This window comes from Comamonas squillarum (assembly GCF_025309455.1).
Classification (GTDB): domain Bacteria; phylum Pseudomonadota; class Gammaproteobacteria; order Burkholderiales; family Burkholderiaceae_C; genus Comamonas; species Comamonas squillarum.
Genome location: NZ_CP104377.1, coordinates 4,801,072 through 4,812,010, shown reverse-complemented (window position 1 = coordinate 4,812,010; position 10,939 = coordinate 4,801,072). Strand labels below are relative to the sequence as shown.

General features: G+C 64.2%; 8 protein-coding genes. 4 read left to right on the top strand and 4 right to left on the bottom strand.

Annotated elements, in window-relative coordinates; translation table 11 throughout:
* Nucleotides 1-49: 49 nt before the first annotated feature.
* Complete coding sequence (locus N4T19_RS21905) at nucleotides 50-1,384, bottom strand: homoserine dehydrogenase (RefSeq protein WP_182345140.1); 1,335 nt, start codon at nucleotides 1,382-1,384, stop codon at nucleotides 50-52.
* 79 nt (nucleotides 1,385-1,463) lie between these two features.
* Nucleotides 1,464-2,759 (bottom strand): pyridoxal phosphate-dependent aminotransferase, encoded by a 1,296-nt coding sequence (locus N4T19_RS21900; protein WP_116924782.1) that lies wholly within the window; start codon nucleotides 2,757-2,759, stop codon nucleotides 1,464-1,466.
* Nucleotides 2,760-2,955: 196 nt separating this feature from the next.
* On the opposite strand from N4T19_RS21900, the gene N4T19_RS21895 reads away from it, so the two are divergent.
* The 3 genes from N4T19_RS21895 to N4T19_RS21885 all read left to right on the top strand — a co-directional run bounded on the left by N4T19_RS21895 (nucleotide 2,956) and on the right by N4T19_RS21885 (nucleotide 6,050).
* Nucleotides 2,956-3,336 (top strand): Mth938-like domain-containing protein, encoded by a 381-nt coding sequence (locus tag N4T19_RS21895; protein ID WP_116924781.1) that lies wholly within the window; start codon nucleotides 2,956-2,958, stop codon nucleotides 3,334-3,336.
* Between the two features lie 154 nt (nucleotides 3,337-3,490).
* The gene (locus N4T19_RS21890; RefSeq protein WP_021025569.1) at nucleotides 3,491-3,979 is read left to right on the top strand and encodes a peroxiredoxin; all 489 of its coding nucleotides are present in this window, start codon (nucleotides 3,491-3,493) and stop codon (nucleotides 3,977-3,979) included.
* Between the two features lie 289 nt (nucleotides 3,980-4,268).
* Entirely contained in the window at nucleotides 4,269-6,050 is a 1,782-nt protein-coding gene (locus N4T19_RS21885) for a PhoH family protein (RefSeq protein ID WP_182345139.1), read from the top strand.
* A 107-nt stretch (nucleotides 6,051-6,157) separates the two neighbouring features.
* On the opposite strand, the gene N4T19_RS21880 is transcribed toward N4T19_RS21885, so the two are convergent.
* Nucleotides 6,158-7,849, bottom strand: a complete 1,692-nt coding sequence (locus N4T19_RS21880; RefSeq protein ID WP_182345138.1) for a thiamine pyrophosphate-binding protein — start codon at nucleotides 7,847-7,849, stop codon at nucleotides 6,158-6,160.
* A 361-nt stretch (nucleotides 7,850-8,210) separates the two neighbouring features.
* Entirely contained in the window at nucleotides 8,211-9,743 is a 1,533-nt protein-coding gene (gene amaB, locus N4T19_RS21875) for an L-piperidine-6-carboxylate dehydrogenase (protein WP_260718999.1), read from the bottom strand.
* A gap of 285 nt (nucleotides 9,744-10,028) precedes the next feature.
* Between amaB and N4T19_RS21870 the strand changes: the two genes are divergently transcribed.
* Entirely contained in the window at nucleotides 10,029-10,931 is a 903-nt protein-coding gene (locus tag N4T19_RS21870) for a LysR substrate-binding domain-containing protein (protein WP_260718998.1), read from the top strand.
* The last annotated feature ends 8 nt before the right edge of the window (nucleotides 10,932-10,939 follow it).

Genomic DNA, 10,939 nt, shown 5'->3' with positions numbered 1-10,939 from the left:
CAGGCGCCGGGCGGTGCGACCTGCGGCCGCAGCGGCTCTAGCGCTCGGCTTAGTTCAGCTCTTCCTTGCGGATACGGGTGATCGGCGCCAGCACGGTGGGCAGGCCCTGGATTTCGGCGAGCGCCTTGTCCATATCGCCTTCGCGCGTGTCGTGCGTGAGGATGATCAGGTCGGTCTGGGTCGAGCCTTCGCCACCGACTTCGTCGGCTTCGCGCTGCAGCACCGCATCGATGCTGATGCCGGCGCCCGCCAGCAGACCGGTGACCTTGGCCAGCACGCCAGCCTCATCGGCCACGCGCATGCGCAGGTAGTAGCTGGTGGTGATATCGGCCATCGGCAGCACGGGCAGCTCCTGCCCCGCTTCGCGCAAGGTGCTGCTCTGGAAGGCCAGTGGCGGCACGCGGTGGGCCACATCGGCGCCTTCGAGGCGGGCAATGTCGACCAGGTCGGCGATCACGGCCGAGGCGGTGGGCTCGGAGCCTGCACCCTTGCCGTAGTACAGGGTCGTGCCCACGGCATCGCCATGCACCACCACGGCATTCATCGCGCCTTCCACATTGGCGATCAGGCGCTTGGTGGGCACCAACGAGGGGTGCACCCGCAGCTCGATGCCCTTGTCGGTGCGCTTGGTGATGCCCAGGAGCTTGATGCGGTAGCCCAGCTGCTCGGCATAGCGGATATCGACCGACGACAGCTTGGTGATGCCCTCGACATAGGCCTTGTCGAACTGCACCGGCACGCCAAAGGCGATGGCGCTCATCAAGGTGACCTTGTGGGCGGCGTCCACGCCTTCGATGTCAAAGGTCGGGTCGGCTTCGGCGTAGCCCAGGCGCTGCGCCTCTTTGAGCACCACGTCAAAGTCCAGGCCCTTGTCGCGCATCTCGGAGAGGATGAAGTTGGTGGTGCCGTTGATGATGCCGGCAATCCACTGGATCTGGTTGGCGGTCAGGCCTTCGCGCAGCGCCTTGATGATCGGGATGCCACCGGCCACGGCCGCTTCGTAGGCCACCATCACGCCCTTGTCGGCCGCTGCCTTGAAAATCTCCGAGCCATGCACGGCCAGCAAGGCCTTGTTGGCCGTCACCACATGCTTGCCCGCGGCAATGGCCTCCAGCACCAGGGCCTTGGCAATGCCGTAACCACCGATCAACTCGATGACCACATCGATGTCGGGATTGGCGATCACCTCGCGCGCGTCCTTGACAACGACGGCCTGGTCACCCACCACCGAACGGGCACGGGCTTCGTCCAGATCGGCCACCATGGTCACGGCAATATCACGGCCAGCGCGGCGGCGAATCTCGTCATGGTTACGTTGCAACACGTTGAAGACACCACTACCGACGGTGCCGATGCCCAACAAGCCTACTTGGATCGGTTTCATAAATTCTCTTGGATACGTTGAATAACCAACCAGGCGCCCAGCCGGACGCCTGTTGTTGTCAGATAGGAAAAGCGGCGACTCAGGCAGCGGATTTTTCTGCCTTGGTCTTGACCAGCTTGATATCGGCCTTATGGGCTTGCGCAAGCTGCTCGGTTCCGTGGCGAAGGCGGTACTTGGCCAGGAAGGCGGCCAGGCGGTTGATCGCTTCGCGCAGGTCCGCCTCATGGGGCAGGAACACAATGCGGAAATGGTCAGGCCGTGGCCAGTTGAAGCCGGTGCCCTGGACCAGCATCACGCGGGTCTCCTTGAGCACCTGCAGGAAGAATTCCTGGTCGTCCTCGATCGGGTAGACCGCAGGGTCGAGCTTGGGGAACATGTAGAGCGCGCCCTGGGGCTTGACGCAGCTGACACCGGGGATGGCATTGATCAGCTCCCAGGCCAGGTCACGCTGTTTGCGCAGGCGCCCGCCCTCTTGCACCAGCTCGTCAATGCTCTGGTGGCCGCCCAGCGCGGTCTGCACGGCCCACTGGCCGGGCACATTGGCGCACAGGCGCATGTTCGAGAGCATGTTCAAGCCCTCGATATAGTCGGCAGCGCCACTCTTGTCGCCAGAGATCACCATCCAGCCTGCGCGGTAGCCGCAGCTGCGGTAGGCCTTGGAGAGCGAATTGAAGGTGATGGTCAGCACATCCTGCGACAGCGAAGCCATCGGCGTGTGCTTGGCGTCGTCATACAGCACCTTGTCATAGACCTCATCGGCAAAGATGACCAAGCCATGCTCACGCGCGATCTGCACGATGTCACGCAGCAGTGCGTCGGAATACAGCGCACCGGTGGGGTTGTTGGGGTTGATGACCACGATGCCCTTGGTGCGGGGCGTGATCTTGGCGCGGATGTCCGCCAGGTTGGGCATCCAGCCGTTTTCCTCGTCGCATAGGTAGTGCACCGGGGTGCCGCCCGACAGACTGGTGGCGGCCGTCCACAGCGGGTAGTCGGGGGCCGGCAGCAGCATTTCGTCGCCGGTATCGAGCAGCGCATTGGTGGCCAGGCTGATCAGCTCGGAGGCGCCATTGCCCAGGTAGATGTCGTCCAGACCCACGCCCTTGATGCCCAGGCGCTGGGTTTCGTGCATCACCGCCTTGCGCGCGGCAAAGATGCCCTTGCTGTCGGAGTAGCCTGCCGAGTTGGGCAGGTTGCGGATCATGTCCTGCTGCACCTCTTCAGGGGCATCGAAGCCGAACACCGCCAGGTTGCCGATGTTGAGCTTGGTGATCTTCTGTCCTTCGTCCTCCATCCGCTTCGCCGCGTCCATGATCGGCCCTCGAATGTCGTAACACACATTGGCCAGCTTGGCGGATTTTTGAATCGTCTTCATGACAGAAACCACTACCTCTGAAAACACGGGATTGCAGCCGGCTGGCAACCATGCCAATACCTCGAACCCACAACCCAACTAGGTGAAAACTATAATTTGACCACAGATCCTTGCGTTGATCGCCCTGTAGTGGCTCCCAGTGCCTGCGGCACCGGGCCCTGCCCTGTCCTTGCCCCGTTTGCCGAAAGCCCGCGCCATGAAGTTCCAGCCAGATAAATCCGACACCTTGACCATCACAGGCTATGGCCCGGGCTGGCTGGCCGTGGACCAGCAGTCCTACGCATACAGCCTGGTGGTCGGCTCCAACGGTACCTTGCAGCGCTGGGATTGCGCGCGCTTCGAAGACCTGGGGCCCGCCCATTTCGCCCAGCTGGCGGAGGCCGATGTTGAAACGGTCATTTTCGGCAGTGGCAATCGGTTACGTTTTCCTTCGCCGGCCTGGCTCGCTCCGCTGATTGCAAAACGTATCGGCTTCGAGACCATGGATACGCCCGCTGCATGCCGTACCTACAACGTATTGGCTGGTGAAGGACGCAAGGTCTTGCTGGCTGTGCTGCTGGAGGCTCCTGCGCTATAACCACAATCGATAGCCTGTGTTTATCAGTGGGGCTCGATAAATATTTCGATTCGGGTTAAAATACTCGCTTGCGGCCGCGGGCCTGAATAACAACTAGATGAATACTTTGATTCCTGCGGCCTTTTTGCGATTACTCCGGAGAAAATAGAGAGCTATGGCTGTTGTTGTCAACAAACCCTTGCCAGAATTTGAAGCACAAGCGACGGGAGGCCTGAAGGTCTCCAATGCGTCGCATCAGGGGCAAATTCTGGTGCTGTACTTCTACCCCAAGGATAACACCCCCGGTTGTACCACCGAAGCCATGCAGTTCCGCGACAAGTACGCGGATTTTGTCAAGGCTGGTGCAGCCGTCTTCGGCGTGTCGCGCGACAACATGAAGTCGCACGACGACTTCAAGGAAAAGCTCGAACTGCCCTTCGAGCTGATCGCTGATACCGAAGAGAAGCTGTGCCACATGTTCGGCGTCGTCAAGAACAAGATCATGTACGGCAAGAAGGTCAAGGGCATCGAGCGCTCGACCTTCCTGGTCGGCCCTGATGGCATCTTGGTGCAAGAATGGCGCGGCCTGAAGGTGCTGGGCCATGTCGAAGAAGTGCTCAAGGCCGTCAAGTCGATGAAGGCTGCGCAAAAGAAGGCTGCCTAAGCCGCTGCGCCAGGCGGCGACCGTGCGGCGGCGCGCGATCTGCGGATGCGCGCCGTTGCTGTTTCCGTCTTTCTGGGCCGACACCGCGATCCATGACTGCGATTGCTGGTTTCGGGACGCCCAGAATGTGCATAATGGGCTCCATATGTATGTGAGTCCGGATTGTTCTGTCATTCCCCATGAAAAAGGCTGTCTTGCTTGCGAGATGGCCTTTTTTGCATCCGGGGTGGCAGGCGTTCGGAGTGAGTTCGCCCATTTGGCGAGTGTTTAGATAAAGGCCCCGAGCTCCATGCCCTTGCCTCCCGCACCTACCCGCCGTGGCAGCCAGCTATCCGCTGGTGACTTTTCCGCCAAGACCAACACCCCATCCCGTGCATCCGCGGCCGCTGCGCGCGATGAACAAGACAACGATCTTCTAGACCTGGACACGGCGCCCGCCACCGTGGCCGCAAGCCCTGCGCCGCGCCGTGGCACGCAAGCCGCTGCCGCGCCCAGGACCAGCAGCCGCAGCAAGAAAGCGGCGGCCGCCCCTGCTCCCGTGCAAGCCCCAGCGCCCGTGGCCGCAAGCGCCAAGGCGCCAGCAGCAGCCAAGCCTGCGCAACCGGCCCGCAGCCCTGCCGTGGCCGAAGCCAGCCCGGTGCTGGCTAGCAAACCTGCCAAGGCCACCAAGCCGCGCAGCGACAAGGCCAAGCTCTTTGTGCTCGACACCAATGTGCTGCTGCATGACCCCAGCAGCCTGTTCCGCTTTGAAGAGCACGACATCTACCTGCCGATGATCGTGCTCGAAGAGCTCGACGGCCACAAGAAGGGCATGACCGAAGTGGCCCGCAACGGCCGGCAGGCCAGCCGCACGCTCGACGCGCTGGTGGCCAGCCAGGAAGCGCACCTGGCCCAGGGCATTCGCCTCGATGCCACCGGCCAGAAGGGCGCCAGCGGCTGCCTGTTCTTCCAGACCGAGCCGCTGAACTACCAGCTGCCCCAGAGCCTGCCCCAGGGCAAGGCCGACAACCAGATCCTGGGCGTGGTCGAGGCCCTGCGCCAGCGCCACCCTGACCGGCCCGTCGTGCTGGTGTCCAAGGACATCAACATGCGCGTCAAGGCGCGCGCACTGGGCCTGGAGGCCGAGGACTACCAGAACGACAAGACGCTGGAAGACGGCGACCTGCTCTACACCGGCATGCTGCAGCTGCCGCTGGATTTCTGGGCCAAGGTCGGCAAGAAGGTCGAGAGCTGGCAGTCGGGTGCGTCCACCTGCTACCGCATCAGCGGCGCCATCACCCAGCAGCTGCACATCAATCAGTTCGTCTTCTACGAGGCACCGGGCGAGAACAGCCTGTTTGCCCGCGTGATCGAGATCCGCGACAAGACCGCCGTGCTCGAGACGCTGAAGGACTACGGCCACCAGAAGAACAATGTGTGGGGCGTGACCACGCGCAACCGTGAGCAGAACTTCGCGATGAACCTGCTGATGGACCCGGATGTGGACTTTGTCACCCTGGCTGGTACGGCAGGCACCGGCAAGACCTTGATGGCCTTGGCCGCCGGTCTGAACCAGGTGCTCGACGAGCGCCGCTACACCGAGATCATCATGACCCGCGCCACCGTGAGCGTAGGCGAGGACATCGGTTTTCTGCCCGGCACCGAAGAAGAGAAGATGGGCCCCTGGATGGGCGCGCTGGATGACAACCTGGAGTTCCTGGCCAAGGGCGACGGCGGCAACCCCGGTGAATGGGGGCGCTCTGCCACCAATGACCTGATCCGCAGCCGCATCAAGATCAAGAGCATGAACTTCATGCGCGGCCGCACCTTCCTGAACAAGTACGTGATCATCGACGAGGCGCAGAACCTGACCCCCAAGCAGATGAAGACCCTGATCACCCGTGCCGGCCCCGGCACCAAGATCATCTGCATGGGCAACCTGGCCCAGATCGACACGCCCTACCTGACCGAAGGCTCTTCGGGCCTGACCTATGTGGTGGACCGCTTCAAGGGCTGGCCACACAGCGGCCACATCACGCTGGCACGCGGTGAGCGCTCGCGCCTGGCCGACTTTGCCAGCGATGTGCTGTAAACCACTTTAGGTTGCAGCGGGGGCTTTGTAGCCGCTGCCAACGCGCCTAAGCACAAAAGGCACCGAGTCTCCACTCGGTGCCTTTTTTTCGTGCCTTCAGCCTGCGTTTAAACGCCGGTGCCGCGGATCTGGTCCAGGCTGCGCGCCGGCGTGATCGCCTGCGGATCGAGCTTGCAGTGCAGGATCACCGGCAGCTGGTGCTGTTCCGCCCAGCTGCGCATGGCAGCGAGCGCGGGCGCAAAGTCTTCGGTCTTCTCGACCAGGGCGGCATTGCCGCCGAAGGCCTTGGCATAGGCGACAAAGTCGGGGTTGCGCAGCTCGGTGGCGCTGACCCGATGGGGGTAGTCGCGCTCCTGGTGCATGCGGATGGTGCCGTACATGCCGTTGTCGATCAGCAGCACGATGACCGGCAACTGGTACTGCACGGCGGTCGCAAACTCTTGGCCATGCATCAGAAAGTCGCCATCGCCGGCAATGCAGACGACGCTGCGCCGCTTGTCCAGGCGCTTGGCGCCCACGGCGGCCGGCAAGCCATAGCCCATGCTGCCGCTGGTGGGAGCGAGCTGGCTGCCGTAGTGCGTAAACGGCCAGAAGCGGTGCACCCAGGTGGCAAAGTTGCCCGCGCCATTGCACCAGACCGTGTCGGCCGGCAGCACCTCGCGCAGATGGGCCATCAGCTGGCCCATCTGCAGCGCGCCAGGCACCTGGATGGGCGCAGGATTGCTCCATGCCAGGTAGTCGGCATGGGCCTGCTGCACCAGCGCCTGGCGCTCGGCGCGCGGCGCGGCGGCAGGCTGGCGTGCCAGGGCTGCGCAAAAGGAGTCGGGCGCCGCCACCACCGCCTGGTCAGCCTGGTAGACCCGGCCCAGTTCATCGGGATCCGGATGCACATGGATGAGCCGCTGGCCGCTGCTGGCCGGAATGCCCAAGAGGCTGTAGCCCTGCGATGGCACCTCGGACATGCGACCGCCCAGCAGCACGACCAGATCCGCCTGCTTGATGCGCTCGATCAGCTTGGGGTTCACGCCCAGGCCCACATCGCCGGCATAGTTGCCGTGGTGGGCGGGGAACACCATCTGGCGGCGGAAGGAGCAAGCCACCGGCACGGCATGGGCGGCGGCAAAGGCGGCGATATCCGCATGGGCCTGCGCAGTCCAGCGCGAGCCACCGGCAATGATGATGGGGTTTTGCGCGGCGGCCAGCTGGGCCACGACGGCAGCCACATCGGCATCGGCCGCATGGGCGGGCGCAGGCTGGTAGCGGCGCGCATCGGGCACGCTGACGGTGTCGCGCAGCATGTCTTCGGGCAGCGCAATCACCACCGGGCCGGGGCGGCCGCTGGTGGCCACGGCAAAGGCACGGGCAATGGTCTCGGGGATGCGCGCCGCATCATCGATCTCGGTCGCCCACTTGACCATGCTGCCAAACACCGCGCGGTAGTCCAGCTCCTGGAAGGCCTCGCGGCCGCGCGCCGAGCGCTCGATCTGGCCGACGAAGAGGATCATCGGCGTGGAGTCCTGCATCGCAATGTGCAAGCCGGCCGAGGCATTGGTAGCACCTGGCCCGCGCGTGACCATGCAGATCCCCGGCTGGCCCGTGAGCTTGCCCTGGGCTTCGGCCATCATCGCGGCGCCGCCCTCCTGGCGGCAGATCGTCGTCTCGATGGGCGCGTCATAGAGCGCATCGAGCACCGCCAGAAAGCTCTCGCCCGGCACCGTGAAAATCTGCTGCACGCCGTGCACCAGCAGCTGGTCCACCACCAGCTGGCCACCGGTGCGTGTTGCTTGCTTGTCTGCCATGTCTTGTCTCCTTGGTCTTGTCATCGATGCGCCAGAAGCGGGGCATTGGACCCGATCTGGCCTGGCTACACATTGCGCCAGCGCAGCAAATGGCTGCGCAGCGCCACAAATAACGGCAGCATCGGATGCAACAAGGGCTGGCCTGCAACGGTGGCAGGCCAGCCCTTGGCAGATGCTGGTGGGGTTGGAGACAGGAGCGCCAAGCCCCTGTCTGGGTGGGAAGCCGCATGGGGCACCCGCATATCAGTGGCCTGCGCTGGCAGCACACACCGGGCGGCGCAGTGGCCGCCCCGGTGGCGAAACCTGCAGGCCCGGGCAGCGGGCAGCATGCCCACGGCGCCAGCCTGCGGCTGCCCACTCATCACACGTCAAAGCGCACGCCTTGCGCCAGTGGCAGCGCGCCACTGTAGTTGATGGTGTTGGTGGCGCGGCGCATATAGCCTTTCCAGGCGTCCGAGCCCGATTCACGGCCGCCTCCCGTTTCCTTCTCGCCACCAAAGGCGCCACCGATTTCCGCGCCCGAGGTGCCGATATTGACGTTGGCAATACCGCAGTCGCTGCCGGCGGGCGACATGAAGCGCTCTGCATCGCGCAGGTCACTGGTGAAGATGGCGGACGACAGGCCCTGGGGCACCGCATTCTGCACCGCGATCGCGTCGTCGGCGCTGCCTTCGTAGGTGACGATGTAGAGGATGGGCGCAAAGGTTTCGTGCTCCATCACCTTGGTCTGCGCAGGCATCTTCACCAGAGCCGGGCGCACATAGTAGGCGTCCTGGCCCAGGTCTTCGCGCTCGCGCTGGCCGCCGATGACGGTGCCGCCCTCGTCCTTGGCCTGGGCCAGTGCGGCCTGCATGCCGTCGAACGAGGCCTTGTCGATCAGCGGACCCACCAAAGTGCCGTCGGTCAGCGGGTCACCCACGGTAACGCTGCCGTAGATCTTTTCCAGGCGTGTCACCAGCTGGTCGGCCACCGACTTGTGCACGATCAGGCGGCGCAAGGTGGTGCAACGCTGGCCGGCAGTACCGACGGCTGCAAAGGTGATGGCGCGGGCGGCCAGCTCCAGGTCGGCCGACGGCGTGACGATCATCGCGTTGTTGCCACCCAGCTCCAGGATGGAGCGGCCAAAGCGCTCGGCCACCTTGACGCCGACCTGGCGGCCCATGCGGGTCGAACCGGTGGCGCTGACCACGGGCACCAGCGGGCTGTCCACCAGCACTTCGCCCACTTCACGGGCGCCAATCAGCAGCTGGGCCAGGCCCGCTGGCACGGCGCCGGGTTGCTCCTGGTTGAAGGCAGCCATCGTCTGCTCCAGCAGGTGCTGGCAGGCCACGGCCGTCAGCGGGGTCTTCTCGGAAGGCTTCCACACCACCGCGTCGCCGCAGACCAGCGCCAAAGCGCTGTTCCAGCACCAGACGGCCACGGGGAAGTTGAAGGCCGAGATGATGCCCACGACGCCCATCGGGTGCCAGGTTTCCATCATGCGGTGGCCGGGGCGCTCGCTGGCAATCGTCAGGCCATGGAGCTGGCGCGACAGGCCAACGGCAAAGTCGCAGATATCGATCATTTCCTGGACTTCGCCCAGGCCTTCGGAGGTGATCTTGCCCGCTTCAATCGACACCAAGGCGCCGAGTGCTGCCTTGTGCTGGCGCAGGGTCTGGCCAAAGCGGCGCACCAACTCGCCACGCACGGGGGCGGGCACGGTGCGCCACTGCAGGTAGGCCTGGTGGGCAGCGGCAATCGCCTCTTGCGCCTGCTGCGCGCTGTGGGCCTTCAACACGGCCAGGGTGGCGCCGTCGGCGGGCGAGCGGCTGGTGATGTCCTGGCCTGCCAGGGGCTGGAGGTCGAGCGCAAGCGCCTTGAGAATTTCGTTCAAACGTTGGGTGGATTGCGTCATCGCTCGTCTTTCCTATTCACTATCACAACAGAAACTGTCCGGCCCTCTGTGCGGGCCCGGACCATGATGGGGGGGTGCTGCCATCGCAGCTTAAAGCGCTGCGCGCCCGGACACGGGCACAGCACTTTGTACACCCTGCCCGTGACAGGGCTGCACAGGGCCCGCCTGCGGCAGTGCGGGGCGGGGGCAGAAGCACCAAACTTAAAAATACTATGTGAACTATCAGGAACAACAAAATGAGAAAATGGTGAGACATAGTGCGTTTTTTGAACAAAGTCCCCACCCATGCGCAACGCGATTCCCAATATCGGCCTGTTGATGGCTTTTGAAGCCTCGGCCCGGCACGGCAATTTCTCCCGCGCTGCCAATGAGTTAGCGTTGACCGCCAGTGCCGTCAGCCGCCATGTCGCGGCGCTGGAGGACCGGCTGGGGGTGCCGCTTTTTGTACGCCACAAACGCCGCGTCATGCTGACCGATGCGGGTAAACGATATGCGCAGCGTGTGCGTGTGCACCTCAACGGCCTGGAGCGCGATACGCAAGAGATCGCCAACAGCCGCGCCCAGGGCTATGCCATCCACCTGGCCGTCGTCTCCAGCTTTGCCACGCAGTGGCTGGTGCCCCGGCTGCCGGCCTTTGCGCAGCTGCACCCGGACATCCATGTGCACCTGTCGGTGCGCTCCGAGCCTTTTGCGTTCGAGGAAAGCGGTTTTGACGGTGCCATCTATTCGGGCGACGGCCTCTGGTCCAAGACCCAGGGGCAGCGCATTGCCCGCGATGGCGCCTGCATCCCCGTTTGCAGCTCGGCCTTTGCAGCGCAGCATGCGCTGGCCACGCAGGAGGACTGGCAGCCGCTGGTGCACATCGGGCTGGAGAGCCGGCCCGCTGCCTGGCGCGACTGGTACAACGGCCTGGGCTGGGACTACTCGGTGCAGGCCTCGCGCGGGCCGCGCTATGAGCTGTTCTCGATGGTCATCATGGCCGCCGCCGCCGGCCTGGGCGTGGGCCTGGTGCCCGAGGTGCTGGTGCAACCGGCGCTTGATGCGGGCCAGCTGATCCCCGCCCATACCCAGACCTTGCCGGGCACGCAGAGCTACTGGTTCAGCTACCCCACCTACCGCGAGCCCTCGGCCGCACTGCAGGCTTTTGAGCAATGGGTGCTCCAGCAAAGCCAGGGGCAGCAGGACTGAGCCCCACC

Excerpts from the sequence above, each read along its gene's own strand:
- amaB (WP_260718999.1), bottom strand. The coding sequence starts at position 9,743 with ATGACGCAATCCACCCAACGTTTGAACGAAATTCTCAAGGCGCTTGCG.
- N4T19_RS21870 (WP_260718998.1), top strand. The coding sequence starts at position 10,029 with ATGCGCAACGCGATTCCCAATATCGGCCTGTTGATGGCTTTTGAAGCC.
- N4T19_RS21885 (WP_182345139.1), top strand. The coding sequence starts at position 4,269 with ATGCCCTTGCCTCCCGCACCTACCCGCCGTGGCAGCCAGCTATCCGCT.
- N4T19_RS21880 (WP_182345138.1), bottom strand. The coding sequence starts at position 7,849 with ATGGCAGACAAGCAAGCAACACGCACCGGTGGCCAGCTGGTGGTGGAC.
- N4T19_RS21895 (WP_116924781.1), top strand. The coding sequence starts at position 2,956 with ATGAAGTTCCAGCCAGATAAATCCGACACCTTGACCATCACAGGCTAT.
- N4T19_RS21905 (WP_182345140.1), bottom strand. The coding sequence starts at position 1,384 with ATGAAACCGATCCAAGTAGGCTTGTTGGGCATCGGCACCGTCGGTAGT.
- N4T19_RS21900 (WP_116924782.1), bottom strand. The coding sequence starts at position 2,759 with ATGAAGACGATTCAAAAATCCGCCAAGCTGGCCAATGTGTGTTACGAC.
- N4T19_RS21890 (WP_021025569.1), top strand. The coding sequence starts at position 3,491 with ATGGCTGTTGTTGTCAACAAACCCTTGCCAGAATTTGAAGCACAAGCG.